This is a genomic window from Haloarchaeobius sp. FL176 (assembly GCF_024609245.1).
GTDB lineage: Archaea > Halobacteriota > Halobacteria > Halobacteriales > Natrialbaceae > Haloarchaeobius.
Map to the genome: position 1 here is coordinate 322,100 of NZ_JANJYH010000004.1, position 25,070 is coordinate 347,169.

The window sequence follows — 25,070 nt, forward strand, 5'->3', positions numbered from 1 at the left end:
CGACGCAGTTGCTCTCGGGTCCGGTGACGGTCCAGTTGATCCACCGGCCGACGGACAGCGTCGTCAGCAAACAGCGCGTCACGCTCCCGTCGGGTGACGCACCGTCGGTCGTCGACTTCGAGGCGAACGCGCCGACGCAGCCGTTCGAGAGAAATCAGGACGGTTCCGGCTCGACGGCCGTGGAGAACGGCGGTGCGACCGTCTCGATGGAGGGCAATCAGTGGAAGTACATCGAGCGCGACTACACCGTGACCGAGAACACGACGCTCGTCTTCGAGTTCAAGAGCACCAGCAAGGGCGAAATCCACGGCATCGGGCTGGAGGATGACCAGGGCCAGACCGGGGGTCGGATCATCGAGGTGTACGGCGTTCAGGGCTGGGGCCACAACGTCACCAACTTCGACGGACTGGACCGGTACCAGGACGGCGATGGCTGGGTTCGCTACGAGGTACCGATCGGGGAGCACTACACCTCGAGCGGATATAACCTTTCGACGCGGTATCTCGTGTTCGTGATGGACTGTGATGGGGACGTCGACCCGCCGAACACCAGCTGTCCGTCGAACATCGACGACGAGACGCCCTCGAACTCGCGGTTCCGTAACGTCAGGATCTACGAGAACGACAGTACGGCGTCGCTCGCACCGCCCACTGTTGGGTCGTTCTACACGCGTTCGGTCAGGTCCGCTGCCGCCGTCTCCGCCCGTTCCAGCACCTTCTCCTCGTCCATCGTCAGTACCTCGCGGTCGCGCATGAGCACCGCGCCGTCACAGAGCGTGTGGCGCACGTCGCTGCCCATCACGGCGTAGGCGAGGTGGCTCACGAGGTCGTGGCCGGGCGTGAGATGTGGCGCGTCGAGGTCGACGACGACGAGGTCCGCCGCCGCGCCGGCTTCGATTCGCCCGCCGGATAGCCCCGTCACATCGGCACCGCCCTGCGTCGCCATCTGGACGACGGCCTCGGCCGGGACCGCGCTCGCGTCGTCGGCCGCGAGCTTACCGAGCATCGCCGCGTCGCGCATCTCGTCGAACAGCGAGAGGTCGTTGTTCGAGGCCGCGCCGTCGGTGCCCAGACCGACCGAGACGCCCGCGTCCAGCATCGCCTGCACGGGGGCCATCCCGCTCGCGAGCTTCATGTTCGACGCCGGACAGTGGACGACGCCCGCGCCCGTCTCGGCGAGCAGGTCGTGCTCTTCCGGCGTGGTGTGGACACCGTGTGCGACGAAGTCCTCGGGTTCGAGCAGCCCGTGCTCGCGGGCGTACTCGAGCGGCCGCACCCCGTGCTCCTCGACGATTGGGCCGACCTCGTCGGCCGTCTCGTTCGCGTGGATGTGGACCGGAACTCCCGCCTCGCGGGCCTGTGGGACGTACTCCTCGAGGAAGTCCGACCCGACCGTCGTCAGCGAGTGCGGCATGAACGCCGTGCTGACGCGGCCGTCGGCCGCGCCGTCGAACGCCCGTGCGACTTCGATGCTCTCCTCGGCGTCGTCGTGGGCGGTGTCAGCCTCCTTCGCGATGGTGACGACCCCGTGACCGAGCCGGGCTCTGAGGCCGGCGTCCGCCACCGCGTCGACGATCTCGGACACGTGGAAGTACATGTCCGCGAACGCGGTCGTCCCCGTCTTGATCATCTCCAGCATCCCCAGCTCCGCGCCGACGCGTACGTCCTCGGGGGTCAGCTCGCCCTCCGCCGGCCAGATGTCCTCCTGGAGCCAGGCGTCCAGCGGCTTGTCGTCCGCGTAGCCCCGGAGCAGCGACATCGCGACGTGCGTGTGGGCGTTCACGAGCCCGGGCATCACGAGCCCGCCGCTGGCGTCCAGTTCCTCGTCGCCGTCGAGGTCGGTGCCCACCTCGCGGACGACGCCCTCGTCGGCGTCGACGAGCACGTCCGCCCTCGCCACTGTGAGGTCCGGCATGAGCACCCGTCCACCGGTGACTGCGAGTTCCATGGTCCGGGCTTTCGACGGACGGGACAAGACTCCATCGGGACCGGTCGACGGACGCTTTTTTCGGGTGGCCGCCGTAGTGCAACGCATGACCGACCGCCCCGACGACCCTCCAGCGGGGGAGCAACCGACGGAGCCGGCCGATACCGACGACGGCGTCGGCTGGTCGTTCGACAGCGACGAGGCCGAGCCGTCGCCGGTTGCCCCCGACGAGACAGCCGAGACGGACCCACCCGGGCACGACGACCCGCCGACGCTCTCGTGGGCGGGCCTCGCGCTCGCGTGGCGGGAGCACAGCCGCTACACCGCGTTCGCGGCGGTGCTGTTCCTGCTGAGCATCCCGCTCGGCGTCGCTCTCTGGGAGGCCGGCTTCGACCTGTTCGGCGCGATGGGCTTCGACTCGCCGAGCGCGATGTTCCCCGACGACATCACCGCGCTGTTCATCTTCCTGAACAACACCCGTGCTTTCTTCGTGTTCATCTTCGGCGCGTTGACGGGCGGCATCCTGACGACCATCGGGCTGGTGTTCAACGGCGTGCTCGTCGGCTACGTCGTCACGCCCGTCGCGGCCAAGGAGGGCTACGGCTTCGTCCTGCTGGCGCTGCTCCCCCACGGCGTCCTCGAGCTACCGGCGCTGTTCGTCGGTGCCGCCATCGCATACCGCTTCCTGGGGAACATCGTGCTGTACGTCTTCGACCGCCGCGACCACTTCTACACCCGCGGCGAGGTGAAACGGACCGGGCTGCTCGTCGCCGTCTCCGTGGCCGCGCTTGCCGTCGCCGCCGTCGTCGAGATACACGTGACGACGTGGCTGCTGGAGCGGGTGTACGGGGTTGCTGGAGCCTGACCACCGCGCTCTCGCCGAACCGGCAAGCTCCGGACGGATGGAAAGGCAGTTGCCGCCCGGACGCGAAGGAACGGCAAATGCGCATCGCGGTACCGAACAAGGGCCGACTGCACGAGCCGACCATCGACCTGCTGGAACGAGCCGGACTCCACGTCGTCGACGGGGCCGACCGGAAGCTGTACGCCGACACCGTCGACCCCGACGTGAGCGTGCTGTTCGCCCGGGCCGCCGACATCCCCGAGTACGTCGCCGACGGCGCGGCCGACCTCGGCGTCACCGGGCACGACCAGGTCTGTGAGGCCGACGTGGACGTGACCGACCTGCTCGACCTCGGCTACGGCCAGTGCCGGCTCGTGCTGGCCGCGCCGGAGGACGGCGACATCGAGACGCCGTTCGACCTCGACGGACGGACCGTCGCCACCGAGTTCCCGACCATCACGCGGCACTACTTCGAGGAGCGCAACATCGACGCCGACATCGTCGAAGTGACCGGCGCGACGGAGCTCACGCCCCACGTTGACATGGCCGACGCCATCGTCGACATCACCTCGACGGGGACGACGCTGAAGGTCAACCGGCTCGCGGTCATCGACGAGGTGCTCGAGTCGTCGGTACGGCTCGTCGCCCGCCCGGACGTGGCCGACGAGGAGAAGACCGAGCAGATACGGATGGCGTTCGACTCCGTCATCGCCGCCGAGGGCAAGCGCTACCTGATGATGAACGTCCCCGAGACGAACCTCGACGCCGTTCAGGAGGTCATCCCCGGCATGGGCGGCCCGACCGTGATGGACATCGCGGGCTCGGACAAGCTGGCGGTCCACGCGGTCGTCGACGAACGCGACGTCTTCGAGACCATCAACGAGGTCAAGGGCGAGGGCGCGAGCGACATCCTCGTCACCGAGATAGAGCGGCTGGTCGAGTAGGCGGTCCCCACGTTCGACCCTACTTTCCCGTCTGCGAGAACAGCAGCTGTGCGACCCCGATGACGGCGAGGAGGAACGCCTGCGTCAGCAGCGCGTCCGGCTCGAACACGTAGACGATGACGCCGGCGACGACCGGTGCGAGCCAGACCCCGAGCAGCACCTGCTGCTCGGCGACCTTCCCGACGACCAGCGCGGTGGCCCCGACGACGACGAGCGTGACGGCGAGCCCGGCCGCGTTCTGGATACCGCTCGCAGCGACGAGGCCGACGATGGCTCCGGCGAGCAACAGCGACAGTCCACCCCGGGCGACCTGGGTGCGGCTCGATGCGTCCATACGCTATCTCGGCGGAGCCACGACAAAAAGGCGGTCATGCACGATTCCGCCCGTGGGTCAGGCGGGGGCCGTCGACAGCAGCGCGACCAGGTTGAACAGCGTAAACCCGAGGATGACCGCGACGGTGTAGTGGATGACCGAGACGAACGCGGTGAGCTTCGCGTCGAGGCGGTAGACGAGGCTGATGGCGACCGCGTCGGCCACCAGCGTCACGGGGAGGACGACGGCGGGACCGTACTGCTGGAGCAGCAGGGAGACGAGCGCGAGCATCGGGCCGACGACGAACGCGAGCTTGACCGGCACGTCGCCGAGGACGTTCCGTGCCGCGATGTGCAGCGTCACCGAGTAAAACAGGGTGGCGACGACGAACGTCCCGACGTAGGCGACGGGTGTCCCGGCCGACGGGTCCAGTTGCAGCGGCGTGAGACCGACCATGGCCGTGGCTAGCGGCCACGGTGTCATGTGCCTGCCGCTTTTCGGTGTCCCCCTCGGTCTGTGACGCCACGTCGATTCAGTCGAGGATCTCGACCCCGGTGAACACGAACCGCGCCCCGCCGTCGGACCCCTCGGTGACGTGGACGGTCCAGCCGTGGGCGGTCGCGAACTCCTCGACGATGGCCAGGCCGAAGCCCGTTCCCTCCTCGGTGGTCGTGTGGCCGGGGTCGAACACCCGGCACTGCTCGTCCTCTGGGATGCCGACGCCGTCGTCTTCGACGTAGAAGCCGCCGGGGAGCGCGCCGACGGTGATTGCGACGGTGGTGCCGTCAGCCGGTGTGGCGTGGTCGATACTGTTCCGGAACAGGTTCTCGAAGACGTGCTGGAGCCGCGTTCGGTCGGCACTGACTGTGGGCGAATCCGTGACGGTCAGAGTCGCCTCGTCGGTGTGGACGACGTTCCAGCAGCGGTCGGCGAACGCCGCGAGGTCGACCGGACTGGTCTCCTCTACGGCGTCGCCGCGTCGGGCGAGCCGCAGGGTGTCCTCGGTGATGTTCGCCATGCGGTCGAGCGCTTCCCTGACGTGGTCGAGGTGTTCGCTGTCGTACTCATCCGCGAGCAGTTCGAGATTGCCCTGGGCGACCGTCAGCGGGTTGCGGAGGTCGTGGCTGACGACGCTCGCGAACTCCTCCAGGCGCTCGTTCTGACGCCGTAGCTCGCCCTCGAACCGGAGACGGTCGAGTGCCCGCGCGGTGTGCGAGACGAGCAGCTCCGCGAGCTCGAGGTCCTCCTGCGAGAAGGCGTCCACCTCCGTCGCGACGGCCTGGAACACCCCGCTCTCGCCGACGGGGACGCTGATACCGGACCGGTAGCTCGCTTTGGCGGGCTCCGAGGTATCGTCGGCCAGTACGTCCGTGAGGAGCGTGGACTCGCCGGTCTGGTAGGTCTCTCCGGCCAGGCCCTGGTCCGGGCGCATCCGGCGGGCCCCGTCGTCGGGTGCGCCGGCCGAGAGCGCCTTCGGGACGAGCCAGCCGTCCTCGGCGACCAGGATGCTGCACATCTCGAAATCGAGGATGGACTCGGCGGCGTCGATGGTCCGTTCGCAGGCGGATTCGACGGTCTCGCACCCCTGTATCTGCGTCGCGACCTGGTGGAGAGTCGCCAGCGCCGCCTCCCGCTCGTGGCGTTCGTGGACGTCGGTGACCGTGACGAGCGAGCGTTCCCGTCCCTCGATCTCGACCAGCGTTGCGTCGAGCTCGACCCAGCAGGTCGTCCCGTCGCTGCGCCTGTCGGGCCACTCGAAGGAGAACTCGGGCTCCGCGATCGCCCGTTCGAGGAGCTCGATACCGCGTTCGGCGTCGTACCCGGGTACGTCGGCGGTCAGTTCGTCCAACGTGCTGTCGCTCAGGGTCTCCCGGTCGTAGCCGAGCATGTCGCAGTACTCCTGGTTCACGTCGACGACAGTCCCGGTCTCGACGTCGCGAACGGTGAGTCCCACGTCGGTGTTCTCGAACACCGCCCAGTAGCTCACGCGCGAGCGGGCCTGCTCGACGGCGTTCTCGATACGGTTCGCGAGCAGGGCGAACTGGTCGCTGCCACCGCCCTTGCGGAGGTAGTCGGTGACACCGACGGAGATGGCCTCGCTGGCGATCTCCTCGCTCCCTCGGCCGGTAAAGAGGATGAACGGGAGCTCCCCGTGGCGCTCGCGCACGGCGGCGAGCAGTTCCAGGCCGTCGGTCTCCGACATCTCGTAGTCGGAGACGACGCAGTCGACGTCCTCGCGTTCGAGCAGGTCGAGTGCCTCGGAGGCTTCCGTGGCGGAGATGACGGTGATGCGGTCGCTCTGCCGCCCGAGCAGCTCGGCCGTGAGGGCGATGAAATCCTCGTCGTCGTCGACGTGGAGGACCGTCATCGCCGCTGGCTCCGCGGACATACCCGTCACCTTGTGTTCGACAGCAATGTCTCTTCTGGGGATACGTTCCACCGGAAAACAGGAGCGGAAAGAACCGTCGAGCTACTCCAGCAGGCCGAGGTCTTCGAGGCGCGAGACGATCTTGTCGACGGCGTGCTCGGCGTCCTTGGGCTTCTTGCCGCCGGTGATGACGAGCTTCCCGGAGCCGAACAGGAGCGCGACGACCTCGGGCTCGTCGAGGCGGTAGACGAGGCCGGGGAACTGCTCGGGCTCGTACTCGATGTTCTCCAGCCCGAGACCGATGGCGATGGCGTTGAGGTTGAGATTGCGGCCGAGGTCGGCAGACGTGACGATGTTCTGGACGACGATCTCCGGGTCTTCGTTCACCTGGATGTTGAGGTCACGGAGCTTGTCGAAGACGATGCGGAGGCTCTCGTGGACGTCGTCGGTGCTCTTCGCACCGGTGCAGACGATCTTCCCGGACCGGAAGATGAGCGCGGCGGACTTCGGCTCCTGCGTGCGGTAGACGAGGCCGGGGAACTGCTCGGGGTCGTAGTCGGCCCCCTCGAGGTCCATGGCGACGCTCTGCAGGTCGAGCTCCTGGCCGATACCGGTCGAAGCGACGACGTTCTCGATATTTATAGTCTCCTTGGGGTCGGTCATAACTCGACTTAAAAGTCGTATTTAAGGTTTATAAAGGTTGGTGCCACGTGCCTGCACGGGGCCAGACCGAACGACGGGACGGTACGACGGAATCGGTCAATGCTGCCGATAAAAGGCCGACCTGAACGGTCCTCGGTCCACCGGTGACCGCACCAACGCAAGCACGCGCCGCGCCCGCCAGTCGACACGCTGATTGCCCGTCCTCGCACACGGTTGGACGTGTACCTGCTGGAACTCGGCGGCGAGAACGACGCCTTCGCCGCCTGCGAGGCCGCCAGCGCGGCGGCCGGCGTCGAGCGCATCGGCGGCGGTCTCGCCGTCGCACGCAGCGTCATCCCCGAACGCGTTCGCGGACTGGCCTACACCCACCGCGCGAGCGAACTCGTCGGCCGAACCGACGCGACTGTCGACAGCGCTGTTGCCCTGCTGGAAGCCGCACCGGTCGACCGCGAGGGAACCGTCGCCGTCCGGGCCCGGGACGTGCGCGGCGACACCGGCGTCTCGACGAGTGACGCCGAGCGTGCGCTCGGGCAGGTGCTCGTCGACCGCGGGTTCGCGGTGGACCTCGACGACCCCGACCACGAGCTCCGGGCGTTGTTCGCCCCGAGCGTCGACGACGAAGACGGCCCCTCCGTGGAGAGCGACGGGGCAGCCGGCGAGGCCGGAGTCTGTGCCATCGGCTGGCTCACTGCCGAGTCGGTGCGCGACTTCGGCGACCGCAAGCCCACGGACAAGCCGTTCTTCCAGCCCGGCAGCATGGACCCATTGCTCGCCCGCGCCATCGCCAACGTCGCCGGCGCGGCCTCGGGGCGTCGCATCCTCGATCCGATGTGTGGCACCGGCGGCGTCCTCGTCGAGGCGGGGCTCGTCGGCGCGGACGTCGTCGGCGTCGACGCCCAGTCGAAGATGGTCGGCGGGGCGACGGAGAACCTCGGACACTTCCTCGACGGCGAGGAGGACCACGCGATCACCGACCCGGGCGACTGGCACGTCTGCCGCGGCGACGCCACCCGGCTCCCGCTCGTCGACGACGCAGTCGACGCCGTCGTCTTCGACGCCCCGTACGGCCGCCAGTCGAAGATCGAGACCCACGCACTCGACGACCTCGTCGCCGGCGCGCTCACGGAGGCTTACAGGGTCGCCGACCGCGCCGTCGTCGTCGCCGACCGCGACTGGACCGGTGCCGCCAGACGCGCCGGCTGGACGGTCGAGGACTCCTTCGAGCGGCGCGTCCACCGGTCGCTGACCCGGTACGTGCTCGTGCTCGACTAGTCGCCACCGTCGACCGCGTCGCGTGCCGTCGCCTGCAGCCGTTCGTCCTCCTCGGTCTCGATCCGGACCGACGGCACCGGGACCGGCTTCCCGTCACCCCCGACCGCGACGAAGGTGAAACACGCCGCCGTCGTCTGCTTCGTCTCGCCCGAGCGCGGCTCCTCCCGGTACGCCCGCAGGAATACCCGGACGCTCGTCCGGCCCGCGTCGAAGACGTACGCGTCGATGAGTGCCGTCTCGCCGACGGGGATGGGCCGCTCGAAGGAGAACTCGTCGACCGCAGCGGTGACGCAGGTTTCGCCAGCGAAGCGCATCGCCGCCATCGCGCCGACCTCGTCCATCCACTTCATCAGGTTGCCGCCGTGGACCGCCTCGTAGTTGTTCGCGTGGTTCGGCTGGACCCGCTGGCGGTTCGTGATCCGCGTCTCCGAGAGCGTCTGCATATCGGACCCTCGTACGCCACGGAGAAAGAGAGTTCCCCACCGGCCGAGGGTACTTCAGGAAGCACGCCGCAACCGCGGCGTGGTCTGACCCACGCGGTCCGGCGGTCGAGGCGGGAGCGCGACGCACCCCGGACCGGCAGCTCACGCGTCGCCTGTTCGCAGGAAACCGGCCCCAACAGAGCCAGACAGCCGCTACGCCGTCGACCGCCCCAGCTCCGCCAGCAGGTGACCAAGGTGGACCCGGTCGCTCGTCCCCTCGCTCATGTCGGCGTCGACCTCGCCCGCGAGCCGGTGGAGCCCGGCCAGTCGGTCGCCGTCGTAGCGCTTGCGACCCACCGTGAGTATCTCCTCCAGTACCTCGGCACCGCTGTAGCCCTCGTCGACGAGCAGGTCGTCGAGCGTCGAGCGGGCGTCGGTGAACTCGCCTGACTCGGCGTCCTCGAGCATCTCGCGGACCGCATCGAGCGTGCCGACGTCGCCCAGCGTCTCGTAGGCGGTCTGCATCGTCAGCTCGTCGGCCCGCGAGACGGTGGTCTGTGCGGCGAGGATCGCCTCGCGGACATCGCCGTCGGCGTAGCCGGCGACGTACTCCAGGCCGTCGTCATCGTAGTCGACGCCCTCGGCCTCGACGACCCGCCGGAGCACCGTCACCAGCTCGTCGTTCGTTGCCGCCCGCATCGGCACCTGGAAACAGCGCGAACGGATCGGCGGGATGAGCTTCGTCGGCTGTCGGGTGCAGATGACGAACTGTGTCGTCCGGTGGTAGCGCTCCATCACCCGGCGGAGCGCCTGCTGGAAGTCGACGCGCACGTCCTCGGCGTTGTCCAGCACGACCGTCTTGTAGCTGCCCGAGACCGGCGCGTAGCTCGCGGACTCCTTCAGCACGTGGTTTATCATGTCCCGCTTCGAGAGCCGGGACTTACCGTCGAGGAACGAAGCGAAACGGGGGTCGTTCTTGATCTCCGTCTTCGTCCGCCCGAAGAAGTCGGCGACGTTGATCTCCACGAGGTCGTTGTCGGGATCGTCGTGTGCTGCACGGCCGAGCGCCCGAACTCCCGCCGTCTTGCCGACGCCGGGTGGCCCGTGCAGCAGGAGGTTCAGCGGCTCGTCGACGGCCTTCTGCAGGTACTCCCGTGCGTCCGGCTGTGGTAACTCCTCGAGCGACGGGGCGTGGGCGTCGGTCCACAGCGGCGCGTCCATCACGCGGCGGTAAGCGAGCGCCCGGTAAGAATCGGTCGGTTCTCAGGACGCGCGGCGACCGAGCAACACGCCACCGGCGAGCAGTGCGGCTGCCCCGCCGACGAGCATCGGTGTCGAGAGCCCCGTTCCGTTCCCGCTGGCCGCACCGCCGTCGTCGCCGTCGTCACCGGGGGCGCTGGTGTCGGGGGTGACCTGCTGGTTCGCAGTTCCGGCGGCGGGGTCCTCGCCACCGCTGTCGGTCGCGGCGGAGCCTTCGCCCATCGACTGAACGCCGCCGTCCCCGACGCTGATCGCCCCGCTGTCGAGGGTCGCATCGACGTGCTCACCCGCACCGTTGTTGATCCTGGTGTCGGACTCGACGAACGAGAGCGTCGAGCGCTCGCCCGCGCTCCCGACGACCTCGAACGTGATGGTCGCGAGCTGCGGGTCGTCGACGCCGTTCGCCTGGGACTGGGTGAGGAACACCCAGCCAGCCTCGTTGTCGACGTTCTGCACCGGGTCGGAGTAGTCCGCCCCGGAGACGCGTTGCACCTGGACGATCGACGGGTCGAACGTGACGTTGGCCTGGTAGCCGGCGACGTCCGAGGCGTCAGCCGCGAGCGTGACGGTAACCGTGTCGCTGGCCGATTCCGCCTCGGCCGAGGACAGCGAGAGGGTCGTGGAGTCCTGCGTGGCCGCGACTGGGACGGCTACGAGTGCGAGACAGAGGGCTACCAGCAGCAGTGTCGTTCCGTCGGGAAGGCGGTTCGTGTTCATGAGTCGTGTGGTGAAACCGGCGACCGGGTGTCCCCGGCCGCCCCTGGTGCCCGTCGAGCGGGCAGTACGCAAAGCCGCGTGCGTCGTCGTCGAAACGGCCTCGCGCGGATGCGAGGTGATCAGCGAGTGGTGCGACTGGGTGTGGTGGCCCGGTTAGGCTTCAGCCTGGAGCTGGGAGCCGACGAGGTCGGAGACCGTCATCGGCTGCGGCGCCGAGATGCTGCTGCCGACGATCTCCTCGAGGATGAGGGTCACGTCAGCAGAGGTGACCTCGCCGTCGCCGTTCATGTCGGCGCAGCTCGGGTTGAAGTTCTCGGGGTTCTCACCGACGATGTACTGCTGGGTGAGCGTCGCGTCCTGGACGGTGATGGCACCGTCGGAGTTGACGTCACCGGGCGTGCAGTCGGCGGTCTCGACCGCACCGGGCGTGAACTCCACGAGCGGCGCGGTGCCGTTCTTGTAGGTCACCATCGACGCGCTCGTGTTCCAGGTGACTTCGGCCGTCTCGTTGAAGTCGTCCATGAGAACGTCGAACTCGATGTCGACCATGGTCGGCTTGTCGACGCCGCTCGCCTGTGCCTGGGCCATGGAGACGACACCGTTCTCGTTGTCGATGTTGACGACCGGGTCGGCGAAGTCCTGGCCGTCGACGCTCTCGACCTGGAGCTTGTTCGGGTCGAAGTGGAGCTCGGCCTGATAGCCGGCGACGTCGTCGATGTCACCGGTCCAGATGCTCACTTCTGCGGGCTCGCCGGGCTGGGTCGCCGTCTCGGTGACGTCGACCGTGCCGGCGGGCTCGGGCGTGTCGGATGCGAACATCACCGAGTTCGCGAGGATCTGGTCGGCCTCATCGGTGAAGTCACCGTCCCCGACGAACGCCTCACGACCGAGCGTGGACGCCATGACGCCCCAGCGGTTCGCGTCGACCGCGATACCTGCGCCCTTCACACCGGCGTCTGCGGTGTGGAGGTTACCGATAACGGCCGCGTTAGTGTCGGTGAACCACGAGTGGTCGTTGAACGTGGTGGCGGTGTGGAGCTGGACGCTCTCACCGGGTCCGGCGACACCCTCGAAGATCGGGTGGTCGCTGGTCACCTCGTAGGAGACCACGCCGTCACCGAACGTGTCGTCGGTGTTGGCGGGGTCGCCGATGGCCGAGGAGCGGACCGGGACACCGTTACTGTCGTCGCCCCAGTTGTCGAGCCAGACCACGCCGGTCGTGATCGAGCTCGTGGCAGAGGCGAACGCCTCGCCGTTTTCCTCGGCGATGTTCTGCACGACGAAGCTGTCGTAGCTGTCGACGTTGCTGGTCGCCTCGTCGGAGCTCATTACGGTCACCTGGTAGTTGCCAGGCAGGTACTCCTGGAGGGTGCCCTTGACTGCCTCACCGTGGTCACCGGCGTCGTCGACGAGGCCGACCTGGGTGAACTCCTCGAACACGTCAGTCGGACCGGTCGTGACCTCGATGGACTCGTTGAGCCCCTCGAAGGTGTGGACGACCGAGACGCTACCGCTGGTGTCCGCGGTCGTCTCGACGGTCACCGTGGCGGTGACGTCGGTCGGCTCGTCGAAGGTGATCGTCTGGCCCCACGGGACCTCCTGGCCGTTGACGTACAGCGTGGCGTTTGCCTCGCTGTAGCCGTCGCCGAGTTCGGCCGTGTAGGCTTCGAGGTTCGCGGCCTCTGCGACCGCGGTGGCGTTCTCACCGCCCTCGATGGCGGACGGCTGTCCGCTCAGCAGCCGGACATCCAGCGTCGGGTTCAGCGAGAAGTCCTGGATGACGTAGCTCCCGTTGACGGTCACCGTGGCGGACGCCATCTCGTAACCGAACTTCTCGACGGTGACGGTGTGGGTCCCGTTCGTCGCGAGCAGACTGTAGGCCCCGTTCTCGTCGGTCTCCGTCGCGGCACCGGTGTCGAGGCTTACGGTCGCCCCTTCGATGGCGTTGCCGTCGGCGTCGGTAACGGTCCCGTTGACGCCCTGTTCGAGTGCGACCATGTTGGTCGCCGCGAGTGCGTCGACGATACCGGCACCGTAGCGCGTGTCGTTGCCGGAGGGCTCGCCCTCGGGCTTCCACGCGGTCTCCCGCAGGGCGGTCCGAATCTGGTCGTTGGTGAGCTGTCCGGGACCGGCAGCGGACTCCATCAGTGCAACGGCGCCCGCCACAGCCGGTGCGGACATCGAGGTGCCGCTGACGTTACACCACTGAGCTTCCTCGGTACAGCCGGGATACGCTCCGGGTGAGAGGCTCTGACCCTCCGGAATCGAGCTGTACACGAGGTTACCGGGTGCGGAGACGTCCGGAACGACGTACTCCTCCGGCCAGTTCTCGGGCGCTGCATCGCCCCAGTCCTCGCTCGTGTCGACGGTCATGCCGCTGGAGAAGTCCGTGATGTTGGCGTTCCGGTCGGACGCGCCGATCGCGACGGACTCGAAGACGTTACCGGGCGAACCGCTGGTCCCTTCGCCACCGTTGCCGGACGACGCGATAACGATGGAACCTGCGGCTTCCGCGTTCTCGACGGGCTCGACCATCGGTTCCGAGAAGCACGGCCCGGGCTGGCACCCGAGACTCATGCTGATGACGTCGGCATCCTCCTCGACGGCCCACTCCATGCCGCTGGTGATGGCCGCGAAGGTGTTGCCGCTGGTCGGCGTCAGCACGCCGCCGTGCATGAGCTTGACGTTCGGTGCGACACCGATGCTGACGTTACTTGCGTCGCCACCGGAGACGATTCCCGAGGTGTGGGTACCGTGGGCACCGCCGTACGGGCCGGGGGTCGAGTTGACCATCTCACCTGCCTCGTTCCATTCGCCCCAGCCACCGGGGTACGTCTCGTTGCCGGGGTCCTCGGTGTAGAGGTCGATGTCGGGGTGATCGGCCTCGACACCGCTGTCGAGGACGGCGACCTTCGCGCCTTCACCCATCGTCCCGTACTCCTCCCAGACCTCGGTCGCGTTGATCTGCGTCAGGGCGTACGAGTGGTTGACCGGGGGCTGCTGCGGCGCAGCGCCGCTGGACTCGGGCGGCTCAGGCGATGCGAACTTGAAGTTTGCGTGCAGCTGCTCCACGCTGTCGAAGCGCTCCAGTTCGTCTATCGTGGTCGCGTCACCACGGACAGTCAGAAGGACGGCGTTCGTGATCCACCAGGTGTTCGCGACTACGACGTTGTCGTTGTTCTCCGCCTAGTCGAGTATCGGCCGCTGCGTGCGCTCGGCGTGGGACTGGAGCGTACCGATGGTCTGGCCACGCGTGGCCGTCGCGCTCGTGTCCGCGCCTTCCAATCTGACGACGACCTGGGTTACTTCCTGCTGCTCGAGCTGACGTTCGAGTGCAGGCTGTACCCACACGTCGTCCGAGGGTTCGGACGCGTCTTCAGAAGCTGTGCTTGCTGCGACGTCGTCACCGACGCCTGCCTGTACGATATCTGTCGAAGTGCCTGCCTGCTGGTCGGCTGGAGCTCCGGCCGCAACGTACGGAGTCGTGAAACCGAATACCATCAGACTGGCGAGCAGTAGTGCTAGGAGTTTCCGATTCATCCTTTCCCCCTGCGAGAACCGCTCCCGCAGTACCTCTCCCTCATTTCTACGTCTCCAAAGTTAATTTCCAGATAACTGATGGTCAATCGAAGGTGGGGGAGGGAGCCGACATATAGGGGCATTGATGGTCACTTTTGCCCACCTCAACCACGGCTTCACGAGTAGTGGTCACACGGAACGTTCGGGAACCGCTCTCGTGAACGGTCTAATAGTAATTTCTATTAGTTGAGAACCGGCGAACCGAACGGATGGAACGCTCTCGACGGCGTTAATCAGTCCGTTAACGAGCCGAAAAACGAGGTTCACGACGCCCGTTACGAGACCTGAATAAAGGGTGGGCGGCCGGCTGATCACGCAGTGACTGCCACGCGGCCCTGTCCGTCGTTACCGCGGACCGGCCACGACTGTTCTGCCTCGGCGTCGCCCTTCGTGACCGTCACCTCGAACTCCTCGGCGTCCTCCGGTACCGTGAGTTCGATGGTGCCGTCTGCGTCGGTGGTACCGACCGTCTCGTCGTCGACGGTCACGGTCGCGTTGGCGACGGCGGCGTCCTCGTTCCCGGCGACTGTCAGCGTCACCGTCTCACCGGCTCTGACCTGGCCGTCGATGGCAAGTTCGAGCTCGTTCTCGGTGTCGTCATCGTCGGTCTCGTCGTCGTTCCCGGGGACTGCGTTCTCGGGCGGACCGCGTTCGCCCTCACGCTCGTCCGCGTCGACGTCGTCTATCTCGACCTGGTCGCCGGTTCCGGACTCGCTCACGACCGGACGAAGGATGTACCGTCCGGAGTTCCCGGCCTCGTGGACCATGATGTCGAACACGAAGCTCAGGTTCGACCCGGTTTCGGCGGTGAACTGGTTGTTGATCTGGAGCTTGTCGCTCGGGAGCTTGACGTCGACCTGCTCGCCGTTCTCCAGGGTACCCTGGACGTCGCTGACGTGGACGAACACTCTATCGTACTCGCCCGCGCTGATGTTGAAGTCGGCCAGGCGGGAGGCGTTCGCGCCCTGCAGCTCGGTCAGGTCGACGGTGCGGTTGTCCATCTCGTGGGTGACCCAGCCCTCGGAGTCGCTGCCGGGCTCGGTCTCCTCACCATCGCTGTTGGACTTGTTGTCGTCGGCGTCGTCGCTCTCGGTCTCGGGAGCGTCCGTGGTCGTGTTCGTTCCGGTCTCTGTGACCGTCTCGTTCACGTCCTCGGGCTCGGCGGTGGTCTCGTTCTCGCTGTCGTCAGCGTCCTCGTCAGCTTCGTCCGCGTCGTCACCGCTCTCGTCGGCCTGGTGGAAGCCCACGGACGTGATGGTGACGTTGAGGTGTTCGAACTGGTCGATAGCGCCCGGGCGGTCGCTCACGTAGAACGACACGCTGGTGTCGTCGGAGCCGGTGTTCGCAGCGTCATCGGTGTTCGCGCCATCCCCTGTCCCGGCGACGCCGCCGAGGCAGCCGGCGGTCACGAGGAGGGCGGCCAGTGCGATTGCGAGCAGTGCAGTGGATCGTGACATCGTAGCTACCCCTGAGGCGTCGGAGGGTATAAACCGGGAACTCGGTTGGGAACGATTTGCCCGGATTCAACCGAATCGACGGTTCTGAACGGTCGTGAACGGTTTCAGCCGCGGGTCGACCGTTTCGACACCGGTTTACCGGTTCCCGGTGGACGGTGTACCATGTCGATGCGCGTGACCTTCCTCGGGACCAGCGGGGCCGTGCCGACCACCCAGCGCAACCCAACCTCTCTCTACTGCCAGCGCGAGGGTGACGCCTTCCTCTTCGACTGCGGCGAGGGGACACAGCGCCAGATGATGCGCTTCGGGACGGGGTTCTCGGTGGACCACATCTTCGTCACGCACACCCACGGCGACCACGTGCTGGGCATCCCGGGCCTGGTCCAGACGATGGACTTCAACGAGCGCGACGCCGCCCTGGCAATCCACTGCCCGCCGGGCGAGAAACCTCTCGTCGAGCGGCTCATCAATGCGACCGGCGCGCGCCCGTCGTTCCCGGTCCGGGTCCACGAGGTCAGCCCCGGCGACGTGGCCCTCCGCCGCGAGGAGTACGAGGTCCGGGCGTTCGCGGTCGAACATCGGACGACAGCGGTCGGCTACGCGCTCGTCGAGGACGACCGGAAGGGTCGGTTCGACCGCGAGCGCGCGGAGGAACTGGGCGTCCCGGTCGGCCCGAAGTTCTCGGAACTCCACGAGGGCAACCCGGTCGAACTCGATGACGGCACCGTCATCAGCCCCGACCAGGTCGTCGGCGACCCCCGTCCGGGCCGGCGGTTCGTCTTTACCGGCGACACCCGGCCCGTCGACGCGACCGTCGAGGCAGCCGAGCGGGCGGACCTGCTGGTCCACGACGCGACGTTCGCGGCAGACCGTCGCGAGCGGGCCGGTCAGACCGGCCACTCGACGGCGACGCAGGCCGGGGAGATCGCCCAGCGTGCCGGGGCGAAGCGGCTCGCACTCACGCACGTCTCCTCGCGGTACGCCAACGACGTGACCATGCACCGGACCGAGGCCCGGGAGGCGTTCGACGGCGAGGTGCTAATCCCCGACGACGGTGACACGGTCGAGATCCCGTATCCGGACGGCGAGTGACTGCCGGAACCGCGTGATGCGCGCGCGCGACACAGGTTCGTTTTTTCACGCTCGCGGTCGCAGTCCCGGTCGTGTCCCACGAGTTCCACATCTGTGACGTGTTCGCCACGGAACGGTACGCCGGGAACCAGCTCGCGGTGGTGACGGACGCGAGCGACCTCTCGACCGAGGAGATGCAGGCGGTCGCGAACGAGATGAACTACTCGGAGTCGACGTTCGTCACCGGGCGCGACGACGACGGCTGGGACGTGCGCATCTTCACGCCCAACAGCGAGATTCCGTTCGCGGGCCACCCGACGCTCGGGACGGCCGCGGTCATCCGCGACCACCTCGCGAGCGGTGACCCCGACCTGTTCACGCTCCGCCTCGGCGTCGGCGACGTGCCGGTCCGCGTCGAGGGTGATGGTGACGACCCGCTGTACTGGATGACACAGCAGCCCCCCGAGTTCGGGGAGACGTTCGACCGCGAGACGGCAGCCGCCGCGGTCGGGCTCTCGCCTGAGGACGTGCGCGACGACCTGCCTGTTCAGTGGGTGTCGACCGGGCTCCCGACCGTCGTCGTGCCGCTCCGCGACCGCGAGGCGCTCGAACGCGCCGAGGTGGACCCGGCGGGCTACGAGGCACTGACGGGTGACCACGACGGGAAGAACGTGCTGACGTTCTGCCCGGAGCCCCGCGACCCGGCCAACGACTACGCCGACCGCGTGTTCTCACCGTTCTACGGCGTCCCCGAGGACCCGGCGACGGGCTCCTCGAACGGCTGTCTGGCGGGGTATTTGGTGCACCACCGCGACGAGCCGCTCGACGTGGTCGTCGAACAGGGCTACGAGATGGGTCGGCCGTCGCTGCTCCATCTCGCAGCCGCGGAGCGGGACGATGGCGACGACGGAATCGAGGTGCGGGTCGGCGGCCGGGTCGTCCCGGTCGCACGCGGCGACCTGTACTGACCTCGCCGTCGGGCTACTCCTCCAGCTGGAACAGCGCCTCGACGGGACAGCCGAACTCGTCGGCGAGCTTCAGCGCCAACTCGAGACTCGGGTCGTAGCGGCCGCGCTCGATGGCGTTGATGCTCTGTCGGGTCACGTCGACTGCCGCCGCGAGCTCACCCTGTGTCAGCCCTCGTTCCTCGCGGCGCTCGCGGACGTGGTTCGCTATGCCCATCGTCGCTCGTAGGCGAGGCTCGCCCCGTGGAGCAGCGAGAGCGCCGCCACGAAGAAGGCGATGGGCGTGAGCCACAGCGGCCACGCGATGACGTCCAGCGCCCACAGCGCCGTCACAGTCGGAAAGACGACGGCCGAGCCGAGCCCGAAGATGGTGATGGTGCGTTCGCTGGCGGCCTCCTGGATGCGCTGGTCCCGCTCGTCGAACAGCGGGTCACCGTACCGACGGTAGACGGAGAATGCGCCGACGGCACAGGCGGCGAACGCGCCGACGCCCAGCAGTGGGTAGCCGGCGACGATGAGCCCGCCAAGCGCGACCCCCGAACAGAGCCAGAGGGCGGCGTGCAGGCGTCGGTACGTGGTCTCGGTGGCTGGGTCGATGGTGTCGTTCTGTGGCATCGGTCTGTAAAGCCTCCTTTACAGTAAAGCGTACTTTACACCAGCACTTCAACGTTGCGGTGCCCCGCGGAATTTATACAGATACCTCCCCAATCACTGCCTGTGAGCGCCCGTACCACGGCCCTCGACGCGGTGGTGTTCGGCGTCGACATCCAGAGCGGGGACGTCCGGGGGGACGCCCCCTCGTACGCGCTCGTCGTCTTCGACGGCGAATCCATCGAGCGCGACGTCGTCACGTACCGGAAGCTACGCCGCCGCATCGACGACGAGGCGCCGACCATCGTCGCCACGGACAACATGTACGAACTCGCCGAGGACAAGGACGCGCTCGTCCACTTCCTCGGCAGCCTGCCGGACGAGACACGGCTCGTACAGGTGACGGGCGACGAACAGCCCGAACCACTCTCCCGCGTCGCTTCCCGCCACGGCGTCCCCTACGGCAAGGACCCCATGAAGGAGGCCGAGGCCGCCGCCCGCCTCGCCGCCACCAACGTCGGCTACGAGGTCAGCGCCTTCACCGACACGACGACGGTGAAGGTGTCCCGTGGCCGCTCGACCGGGAGCGGGGGCTGGAGCCAGGACCGCTACACCCGACGCATCCACGGCAACGTCAGGGCCCGCGCCCGCGAGGTCGCATCGGACCTCGACGACGCCGGTCTCGACTACGAGATGGACGCGACCGAGAAGTACGGCGGCTACGCCAACGCCGTCTTCACCGTCGACGTCCACCCCGCCGACATCCCCGTCTCCCGCGGCCGCTCGGGCGACACGCGGGTCGAAATCGAACGGGAGCGCCGCGACGGCATCGAGTTCGAGCCGCTGGCGAAGCGCCGCGACCACGTCATCGTCGGGATGGACCCCGGCACCACCACGGCGGTCGCCGTCGTCTCGCTCGACGGGCAGGTCCACGACGTGCTCTCGACGCGGACCGCCGACACCGCCGCCGTCATCGAGTGGATCATCGAGCGCGGGCGACCCGTCATGGTCGCGGCCGACGTGGAACCGATGCCCGAGACCGTCGAGAAGGTCCGCCGGAGCTTCGACGCTGCGCCGTGGATTCCCGACTCGGACCTTCCGGTCGACGAGAAGCAACATCGGACTCGTGAGGAGGGCTACGACAACGACCACGAGCGCGATGCCCTCGCCGCGGCGCTGTTCGCCTTCGACGACCACGAGGACCAGTTCGAGCGCATCGCCCGGAAGACGCCGCCGACCCTCGACCGCGGCGTCGTCATCGAGCGCGTACTCGCCGGTGAGCGGAGCGTCGAGACCGTCGTCGACAACCTCGTCGAGGAGGACGAAGAGGACGAGGAGGAGCACGAGCACGACCCGCGCGAGCTGACCGCCGAGGAGAAGCGCATCCGCGACCTCGAACGGCAGGTCGAGCGCCTGCAGTCCCACGCCGACGAGCTGCAGGAGACCGTCGACGAGAAGGACGAGCGCATCGAAGACCTGGAGTCGGAGCTCTCCGAGGCCCGCCGCGAGGAACGCCGCGAGGCTCGCGAACGCCGCACCGTCACCCGGCTGGAGCGCCGGAACAACGCGCTCGAACGGGACGTCGCGGACCGGGAGGAGACCATCGAGGAGCTGCAGGACAAGCTCGACCGGCTGAAGGAGCTCTGGAAGCTCGACCACTCCAACTTCGCCGACGTCGAGGAGAAGAAACGCGGGCTCGTCCCGGTCAAGCCCGTCGCCAAGTTCACCAGGGACGCCATCGACGACGCCCACGACAGCTACGGGCTCGCACCCGACGACGTGGTCTACCTGCGCGACGCCTCCGGTGCCGGCCGGTCCACGGCGGAGAAGCTCGTCGAACACGAGCCCCGTGTCGTCCTCAAGCAGGGCGGACTCTCAGATATCGCCGACGAGGTGCTGTTCGAACACGAGATCCCGGTCGGCCCCGCCGCCGACGTGGCGATGCAGGAGGTCGACGAGCTCGCTGTCGCCCGCGAGGACGACGTCGAGGCCGTTATCGAGGACTGGGAAGCGCGTGCGGAGGCGCGCAAGAAGGACCAGAAATCGGAGATGGTCGACCGCCTCATCAGTGAGCACCGCGCCGACGAGGCCGGCAGCAACGCGTTCTAGAACATCCCGCCCATCCCGAGCATCCCGAGCGCGTTGCTCACGAGCGCCTTGAGCAGCAGCCCGAGGCCCGCGATGACGAGCGCGAACCCGGCGGCGAGGACGAGCGAGCCCTTGATTGCGATGATTCCGATACCTGCGAGGACGAACAGGAACCCGAGAGCGCCGGAGATTCCCAGCATCTTCGCGTACTTCATCGGACCGGACGAGCCTCCGCCCGGACTCATGTCGGCAGCCATGTCACGGAGTCCACCCCCGAGCCGAATGAACGTGGTGGTTTCTCCTCCGGACCGGCAGCGACCCGGGCCAGCACGGGGCGTTCCCCGACGCGAACCACCGGTCGAGGGAACACGCGTGGCCGACACCGTCGGCGGCCAGACCGAATCGCATCCTACAAGAATTAAAAGTAGCGGCATCCATACGGGGACACATGAGTGACAACGACGGCGGTGGCCGACGCAACCTGCGGATGCCGGAGGACGACGAGGTGTTCGCGACGGTGACGAACATGCTCGGTGCGAACCGGGTCCGTGTCCGCTGTGCAGACGGCACGGAGCGCACAGCCCGGATTCCGGGTAAGATGCAAAAGCGGGTCTGGATACGGGAGGACGACGTGGTACTCGTCGAGCCCTGGGACTGGCAGGACGAGAAGGCCGACATCACCTGGCGCTACGACAAGCAGGACGCCGACCAGCTCCGCGAGGAGGGACACATCTGAGCCGTCTCGCCCCGGGATACCCACCCTTTTACGCGTTCGTCACGTTATCCTGCCGTAGATGAGCGACGAGTACGGACTGGTAGAACCGGAGGCCGTCGACGAGCCCGGCGACGAGTGGGAGGCCATCGACGTCACCGACACGGAGGCCGACCGTATCGCACGGCGACGGGACCGCAAGTTCGACCAGTTCAGAAAGCGTATCAAGGACAACGAGTCGCTGAAGGTGGAGGCGTCGGTGTTCGACGACGCGACCTACGCCGCCCTCTACAAACTCGTGCAGGACGGGTGGGTCGACGCGCTGGGCGGTCCCATCTCGACCGGGAAAGAGGCCAACGTCTACACCGCCCTCGGCGGCGACGGCGCGGCCGACGTGCTCGGTGCCGACTCCCCCGAGGTCGCGATCAAGGTGTACCGCATCAACGCCTCGGACTTCCGCGACATGCGCGACTACCTCGTCGGCGACCCCCGGTTCGAGGGCATCGGGTCGAAGAAGTCACAGGTCGTCATCGCGTGGGTCCGCAAGGAGTACGCGAACCTCCAGCGTGCCCGCCGCGCCGGCGTCCGCGTACCCTACCCGCTCGCCGTCGAGCGGAACGTGCTCGTCATGGAGTACATCGGCGCCGAGGAGGGTCGCGCGAAGCGACTCGCCGAGGTGAACGTCGAGAACCCCCAGACCGCCTACGAGGTCGTTCGAGAGTACATGCGGCGGCTCCACACCGCCGGGCTGGTCCACGGCGATCTCTCCGAGTACAACATGGTCATCCACGACGGCGAGCTGGTGATCATCGACCTCGGGCAGGCGGTGACGGTCCACCACCCCAACGCGCAGGACTTCCTCGAACGCGACTGCCGGAACGTGGCGGCGTTCTTCTCGCGGCAGGGTATCGAGGTGACGGGAGACGAACTGTACGAGTTCGTCGTCGAGGACGACGAGCGGTTCTGACCATCGACGACGGACGACGAGCGCACAGAGTGCGAGGAGCGCCGCGAGCGCCCCGAGGACGCCGAAGCCGGGAACTGGGGCGTCGTCGGAGTCTGACATTCCGGGGGTCGGCGTCGTGGGGACCATCGCTGGTGCCGACGTTTCGACCGTATCCCCGGAACCACCTGCTGGCGCACCGACGGCGGGGAGAAGCGTCACCGTGACGGCCAGCACGGTGATGGCCGTCACGAACTGCGGAGGGCGTGATATATGACACGACTGTTCGCTCGGTTGGGAGTAGTTTCGTGCAGGGTTCGGGGAACTCCGAAACGGTGAAACCAGCTGCCCGACTACGGTCGGGTATGCAGTCCGCTCCCACCTGGCGCTGGCACGAGTTCTCGGGAGCGGACAGTATCGCGCTCGCCGTCGACGCGGCGTAACCGGGGCGACGGCGGCGCGGTGCTCACTCGTTCTCTCGCGCATCGCTCGCCAGCAAGCGCGCTATCCAGCAACAGATGACGACAGACGACACCACGACGGAGACGCACAGTGATTCGAACACGACGACCGACGACACGAACGCAGCCAACGACGCCGACGACGAGTTCACGGTAACCCCCTACGACGTTTCGGGGACGGTCGACTACGACCGGCTGCGTGAGCAGTTCGGCGCGGACCGGCTCACTGACGAGCAGGTGGCCCGGTTCCCCGACCACCCGATGCTCCGGCGGCGGATCTACTACGCCGGGCGGAGCGTCGACCGCTTCCTCGACGCGGCCGCGGCCGGGGAGACCCACTCCATCGTCACGGGAGTCGGCCCGTCGGGACCGATGCATCTCGGGCACGCACTCGTGTTCTACCTCGCGAAGGAGCTGCAGGACGCGACCGGTGCCGAGGTGCTCATCCCACTCTCGGACGACGAGAAGTACTACGCGAAGGACCTCGACTACGGGGAGATATCGAGCTACCGCGACGACAACCTGCGTGACCTGCTCGCTGTCGGGTTCGACCCCGAGAAGACAACCATCGTCGTCGACACGGAGGACGCGGACGTCGTGTATCCGGCTGCCAGCGCGTTCGCCCGCCACCTCACGCAGTCGACGGTCGACGCGACCTACGGCGACCCGGAGAACGTCGGGCTCTCGTTCTACCCGGCGGTGCAGGCGGCACACCTGCTCTTGCCACAGCTGATTCGTGGTGTGCACCCGACGCTGGTGCCGGTGGCGGTGGACCAGGACCCGCACGTCCGGGTCTGCCGCGACGTGGCCGCGAAGGAGCGGTTTCCCGTCTCGAAGCCAGGGGCGCTGCTCGGACGGTTCCTCCCGACGCTCGACGGGCCGGGGAAGATGTCCTCCAGCGACGACGCCCCGGCCATCGCACTCACCGACGACCCCGACGACGTGCGCGAGGTCGTCCGACAGCACGCGTTCACGGGCGGTCGGGCGAGCGTCGCCGAGCACCGCGAACACGGCGGCGACCCGTCGGTCGACGTGCCGTTCCAGTACCTCCGGTTCTTCTTCGAGCGCGACGACGACGAGCTGGCCCGCATCGAGACCGCCTACCGCGAGGGCGAGCTACTCAGTGGCGAGCTGAAGGAGCTCGCGGCCGACCGCATCGGCGAGTTCCTGACCGCACACCAGCAGCGACGGGCGGCACTGGGGGACCTCGAATCGGCGCTCGCTCCCTACCGGCTGACCGACGCGGAGCGCGAGCGTGTCCGACAGGCGGTCGGGCTTCGCCGGTAGACTCACGGAACCAGCCGATCACGATGGGCGGCAGAACGGGTCTCGTGATTCCCGAACGCGCGGCTCCGGGTGGTTCCGGTCGGCAACATCGAGACGCTCTCGGCCTGCGTCAGGGGGTCAGTCGCTCGACCCGGAGCCACGTCGGCGGGTCGCCGCTGTCCTCGTCGACCACCGCGAACACCATCTGCTTGCGGACGCCGTTGGCGAGTCGCACGTCCAGCGAGAGGGCCCGCGGCGAGAACACGTGGCCAGCCGGGAGTACGCGGACGAGCAGTTCGGAGTGGCCGAACTCGTCGATGTCCTCGAACTCCGCGTAGGTGCGGAAGTCGGCGCCGAACTTGAACCCGGTCTTGGGGACGACGCCGCGCTCGCGGAGCTCGCTGTACGTTCGGAGCCGGCGTCCGAACCGGTCGCCCTCGACCGTCCGGCCGCGGTCGCGGACCGTGCCCCCGTCGATCTCGATGGCTCCCTGCTCGGCCAGATACGCCGCTTCGACGAGCGACAGCTGAAGCGCGTCGTGGTCGGCGTCCCGACCGGCCAGCGGCGTGCCGTAGAACGCCGATTCGTAGAGGCTCGCCGGCGGTTCCCAGCAGACCACGCGGTCCGCGAGGAGGTCGGCGTCCACGCCGGACGGCAGGTCGATGTCGGCCGTCCCGGTGGGGTCGGGTCGAGCCGTCTCGAAGTACGTGATCTCGCTCTCCTCGTCGACGACGGCGAGCACGCAGTCGCCGAGGGCGGCCGCCGGGACGGACTGCCGTTCGCCGACGACCCGGACGTGGTACGCGACCTCGCCGTCGCCCGGGCCCTTGCCCCGCGGGTAGACGATCAGGTCGGCGTTCCCGGCGCTGACGTGCTGGAGCCAGTCGTCGCGGGCGGGCGAGACGTAGAACCCGCGCTCCCGGAGGTCGGCGTAGACGAGGAACCGCGGGACGAAGCCGTCGCCGGTGGCGTCGCGGACGAACGCGCGGAAGTCCATCCCGTCCACCACGTCGAGGTCGCCCCGGTAGAGCAGATGGGCGGCCTCGACCGGTGCGAGGGCGATGGCGTTCCCGCCGGTCGGGTAGCCGTACCCCCGCGAGTCGTGGAACCGTTGACGGGCGTCGCCCTCCACGCGGACGACGTCGCCGTCGATGTGTCCGTTCATGGCGGATTCTGCGCTTCCCCGCCGCAAAGCGGTGACGGTCTG

At 67.9% G+C, this 25,070-nt stretch carries 24 protein-coding genes and 1 pseudogene; 9 read left to right on the forward strand and 16 right to left on the reverse strand.

The features are described from left to right. Positions 1-664: 664 nt before the first annotated feature. A complete protein-coding gene (locus NO978_RS10085; protein ID WP_257299461.1) occupies positions 665-1,948 on the reverse strand; it encodes an amidohydrolase in 1,284 nt (427 codons plus the stop codon). 85 nt (positions 1,949-2,033) lie between these two features. Here NO978_RS10085 and NO978_RS10090 point away from each other — a divergent pair, with 85 nt between their 5' ends. Both NO978_RS10090 and hisG read left to right on the forward strand, forming a co-directional pair. Next, positions 2,034-2,792 carry a stage II sporulation protein M gene (locus NO978_RS10090; protein WP_257299462.1) on the forward strand — a complete coding sequence of 253 codons (759 nt, stop codon included), beginning with the start codon at positions 2,034-2,036 and terminating at the stop codon, positions 2,790-2,792. A 77-nt stretch (positions 2,793-2,869) separates the two neighbouring features. Continuing rightward, positions 2,870-3,715, forward strand: coding sequence for an ATP phosphoribosyltransferase (gene hisG, locus NO978_RS10095; protein WP_257299463.1), 846 nt, complete (start codon positions 2,870-2,872; stop codon positions 3,713-3,715). Between the two features lie 19 nt (positions 3,716-3,734). On the opposite strand, the gene NO978_RS10100 is transcribed toward hisG, so the two are convergent. From NO978_RS10100 to NO978_RS10115, 4 genes are all read right to left on the reverse strand, one after another. Beyond that, positions 3,735-4,049, reverse strand: a complete 315-nt coding sequence (locus NO978_RS10100) for a hypothetical protein (RefSeq protein WP_257299464.1) — start codon at positions 4,047-4,049, stop codon at positions 3,735-3,737. 57 nt (positions 4,050-4,106) lie between these two features. Continuing rightward, entirely contained in the window at positions 4,107-4,484 is a 378-nt protein-coding gene (locus NO978_RS10105; protein ID WP_257299465.1) for a hypothetical protein, read from the reverse strand. A gap of 76 nt (positions 4,485-4,560) precedes the next feature. Then, complete coding sequence (locus NO978_RS10110; protein WP_257299466.1) at positions 4,561-6,417, reverse strand: ATP-binding protein; 1,857 nt, start codon at positions 6,415-6,417, stop codon at positions 4,561-4,563. An 81-nt stretch (positions 6,418-6,498) separates the two neighbouring features. Continuing rightward, entirely contained in the window at positions 6,499-7,059 is a 561-nt protein-coding gene (locus tag NO978_RS10115; protein ID WP_257299467.1) for a TATA-box-binding protein, read from the reverse strand. Between the two features lie 219 nt (positions 7,060-7,278). On the opposite strand from NO978_RS10115, the gene NO978_RS10120 reads away from it, so the two are divergent. Continuing rightward, entirely contained in the window at positions 7,279-8,331 is a 1,053-nt protein-coding gene (locus NO978_RS10120; RefSeq protein ID WP_257299468.1) for a methyltransferase domain-containing protein, read from the forward strand. Here NO978_RS10120 and NO978_RS10125 read toward each other — a convergent pair. The 6 genes from NO978_RS10125 to NO978_RS10150 all read right to left on the reverse strand — a co-directional run bounded on the left by NO978_RS10125 (position 8,328) and on the right by NO978_RS10150 (position 15,766). Beyond that, positions 8,328-8,774 (reverse strand): acyl-CoA thioesterase, encoded by a 447-nt coding sequence (locus tag NO978_RS10125; RefSeq protein ID WP_257299469.1) that lies wholly within the window; start codon positions 8,772-8,774, stop codon positions 8,328-8,330. The two genes, NO978_RS10120 and NO978_RS10125, sit on opposite strands and share 4 nt — an antisense overlap. A gap of 192 nt (positions 8,775-8,966) precedes the next feature. Next, a complete protein-coding gene (locus NO978_RS10130) occupies positions 8,967-9,974 on the reverse strand; it encodes an AAA family ATPase (RefSeq protein ID WP_257299470.1) in 1,008 nt (335 codons plus the stop codon). A gap of 42 nt (positions 9,975-10,016) precedes the next feature. Continuing rightward, the gene (locus NO978_RS10135; protein WP_257299471.1) at positions 10,017-10,730 is read right to left on the reverse strand and encodes a cohesin domain-containing protein; all 714 of its coding nucleotides are present in this window, start codon (positions 10,728-10,730) and stop codon (positions 10,017-10,019) included. A gap of 153 nt (positions 10,731-10,883) precedes the next feature. Beyond that, the gene (locus NO978_RS10140) at positions 10,884-13,802 is read right to left on the reverse strand and encodes a S8 family serine peptidase (RefSeq protein WP_257299472.1); all 2,919 of its coding nucleotides are present in this window, start codon (positions 13,800-13,802) and stop codon (positions 10,884-10,886) included. A 114-nt stretch (positions 13,803-13,916) separates the two neighbouring features. Beyond that, the gene (locus NO978_RS10145) at positions 13,917-14,231 is read right to left on the reverse strand and encodes a hypothetical protein (RefSeq protein WP_257299473.1); all 315 of its coding nucleotides are present in this window, start codon (positions 14,229-14,231) and stop codon (positions 13,917-13,919) included. A gap of 389 nt (positions 14,232-14,620) precedes the next feature. Next, positions 14,621-15,766: a DUF4382 domain-containing protein gene (locus NO978_RS10150; RefSeq protein WP_257299474.1), complete on the reverse strand. Its 1,146-nt coding sequence runs from the start codon at positions 15,764-15,766 to the stop codon at positions 14,621-14,623. A gap of 162 nt (positions 15,767-15,928) precedes the next feature. On the opposite strand from NO978_RS10150, the gene rnz reads away from it, so the two are divergent. Together rnz and NO978_RS10160 are read left to right on the forward strand one after the other, a co-directional pair. Beyond that, on the forward strand, positions 15,929-16,858 hold the full coding sequence (rnz, locus tag NO978_RS10155; protein ID WP_369684133.1) for a ribonuclease Z: 930 nt from the start codon (positions 15,929-15,931) through the stop codon (positions 16,856-16,858). Positions 16,859-16,929: 71 nt separating this feature from the next. Then, positions 16,930-17,805, forward strand: coding sequence for a PhzF family phenazine biosynthesis protein (locus NO978_RS10160; RefSeq protein WP_257299475.1), 876 nt, complete (start codon positions 16,930-16,932; stop codon positions 17,803-17,805). A 13-nt stretch (positions 17,806-17,818) separates the two neighbouring features. On the opposite strand, the gene NO978_RS10165 is transcribed toward NO978_RS10160, so the two are convergent. Both NO978_RS10165 and NO978_RS10170 read right to left on the reverse strand, forming a co-directional pair. Then, positions 17,819-18,013: a helix-turn-helix transcriptional regulator gene (locus NO978_RS10165; protein ID WP_257299550.1), complete on the reverse strand. Its 195-nt coding sequence runs from the start codon at positions 18,011-18,013 to the stop codon at positions 17,819-17,821. After that, on the reverse strand, positions 18,010-18,417 hold the full coding sequence (locus tag NO978_RS10170; RefSeq protein WP_257299476.1) for a DUF2178 domain-containing protein: 408 nt from the start codon (positions 18,415-18,417) through the stop codon (positions 18,010-18,012). The genes NO978_RS10165 and NO978_RS10170 overlap by 4 nt, the downstream gene beginning before the upstream one ends. 102 nt (positions 18,418-18,519) lie before the next feature. Here NO978_RS10170 and NO978_RS10175 point away from each other — a divergent pair, with 102 nt between their 5' ends. Next, positions 18,520-20,502: a DUF460 domain-containing protein gene (locus NO978_RS10175; RefSeq protein WP_257299477.1), complete on the forward strand. Its 1,983-nt coding sequence runs from the start codon at positions 18,520-18,522 to the stop codon at positions 20,500-20,502. Here the strand turns inward: NO978_RS10175 and NO978_RS10180 are convergent. Beyond that, entirely contained in the window at positions 20,499-20,681 is a 183-nt protein-coding gene (locus NO978_RS10180) for a hypothetical protein (protein ID WP_369684136.1), read from the reverse strand. The genes NO978_RS10175 and NO978_RS10180 overlap by 4 nt on opposite strands. A 248-nt stretch (positions 20,682-20,929) precedes the next feature. Here NO978_RS10180 and eif1A point away from each other — a divergent pair, with 248 nt between their 5' ends. Together eif1A and rio1 are read left to right on the forward strand one after the other, a co-directional pair. Next, the gene (eif1A, locus tag NO978_RS10185; RefSeq protein WP_257299479.1) at positions 20,930-21,217 is read left to right on the forward strand and encodes a translation initiation factor eIF-1A; all 288 of its coding nucleotides are present in this window, start codon (positions 20,930-20,932) and stop codon (positions 21,215-21,217) included. Positions 21,218-21,275: 58 nt separating this feature from the next. After that, a complete protein-coding gene (gene rio1, locus NO978_RS10190; protein WP_257299480.1) occupies positions 21,276-22,160 on the forward strand; it encodes a serine/threonine-protein kinase Rio1 in 885 nt (294 codons plus the stop codon). Positions 22,161-22,175: 15 nt separating this feature from the next. Here the strand turns inward: rio1 and NO978_RS19960 are convergent. Continuing rightward, positions 22,176-22,622, reverse strand: a pseudogene (locus NO978_RS19960) (hypothetical protein); the annotation flags it as partial. A gap of 32 nt (positions 22,623-22,654) precedes the next feature. Here NO978_RS19960 and NO978_RS10195 point away from each other — a divergent pair. Further along, the gene (locus NO978_RS10195; protein ID WP_257299481.1) at positions 22,655-23,884 is read left to right on the forward strand and encodes a tryptophan--tRNA ligase; all 1,230 of its coding nucleotides are present in this window, start codon (positions 22,655-22,657) and stop codon (positions 23,882-23,884) included. Between the two features lie 109 nt (positions 23,885-23,993). On the opposite strand, the gene endA is transcribed toward NO978_RS10195, so the two are convergent. Further along, positions 23,994-25,028, reverse strand: a complete 1,035-nt coding sequence (gene endA / locus NO978_RS10200; RefSeq protein ID WP_257299482.1) for a tRNA-intron lyase — start codon at positions 25,026-25,028, stop codon at positions 23,994-23,996. Positions 25,029-25,070 lie beyond the last annotated feature (42 nt).

Bases quoted from the DNA above. Each gene is read 5' to 3' on its own strand.
- NO978_RS10100 (WP_257299464.1), bottom strand. From the start codon at position 4,049: ATGGACGCATCGAGCCGCACCCAGGTCGCCCGGGGTGGACTGTCGCTG.
- endA (WP_257299482.1), bottom strand. From the start codon at position 25,028: ATGAACGGACACATCGACGGCGACGTCGTCCGCGTGGAGGGCGACGCC.
- rio1 (WP_257299480.1), top strand. From the start codon at position 21,276: ATGAGCGACGAGTACGGACTGGTAGAACCGGAGGCCGTCGACGAGCCC.
- rnz (WP_369684133.1), top strand. From the start codon at position 15,929: ATGTCGATGCGCGTGACCTTCCTCGGGACCAGCGGGGCCGTGCCGACC.
- NO978_RS10130 (WP_257299470.1), bottom strand. From the start codon at position 9,974: ATGGACGCGCCGCTGTGGACCGACGCCCACGCCCCGTCGCTCGAGGAG.
- NO978_RS10170 (WP_257299476.1), bottom strand. From the start codon at position 18,417: ATGCCACAGAACGACACCATCGACCCAGCCACCGAGACCACGTACCGA.
- NO978_RS10085 (WP_257299461.1), bottom strand. From the start codon at position 1,948: ATGGAACTCGCAGTCACCGGTGGACGGGTGCTCATGCCGGACCTCACA.
- NO978_RS10150 (WP_257299474.1), bottom strand. From the start codon at position 15,766: ATGTCACGATCCACTGCACTGCTCGCAATCGCACTGGCCGCCCTCCTC.
- NO978_RS10180 (WP_369684136.1), bottom strand. From the start codon at position 20,681: ATGCTGGGAATCTCCGGCGCTCTCGGGTTCCTGTTCGTCCTCGCAGGT.
- NO978_RS10125 (WP_257299469.1), bottom strand. From the start codon at position 8,774: ATGCAGACGCTCTCGGAGACGCGGATCACGAACCGCCAGCGGGTCCAG.
- eif1A (WP_257299479.1), top strand. From the start codon at position 20,930: ATGAGTGACAACGACGGCGGTGGCCGACGCAACCTGCGGATGCCGGAG.
- NO978_RS10135 (WP_257299471.1), bottom strand. From the start codon at position 10,730: ATGAACACGAACCGCCTTCCCGACGGAACGACACTGCTGCTGGTAGCC.
- NO978_RS10090 (WP_257299462.1), top strand. From the start codon at position 2,034: ATGACCGACCGCCCCGACGACCCTCCAGCGGGGGAGCAACCGACGGAG.
- NO978_RS10145 (WP_257299473.1), bottom strand. From the start codon at position 14,231: ATGGTATTCGGTTTCACGACTCCGTACGTTGCGGCCGGAGCTCCAGCC.
- NO978_RS10110 (WP_257299466.1), bottom strand. From the start codon at position 6,417: ATGTCCGCGGAGCCAGCGGCGATGACGGTCCTCCACGTCGACGACGAC.
- NO978_RS10115 (WP_257299467.1), bottom strand. From the start codon at position 7,059: ATGACCGACCCCAAGGAGACTATAAATATCGAGAACGTCGTCGCTTCG.
- NO978_RS10105 (WP_257299465.1), bottom strand. From the start codon at position 4,484: ATGGTCGGTCTCACGCCGCTGCAACTGGACCCGTCGGCCGGGACACCC.
- NO978_RS10195 (WP_257299481.1), top strand. From the start codon at position 22,655: ATGACGACAGACGACACCACGACGGAGACGCACAGTGATTCGAACACG.
- hisG (WP_257299463.1), top strand. From the start codon at position 2,870: ATGCGCATCGCGGTACCGAACAAGGGCCGACTGCACGAGCCGACCATC.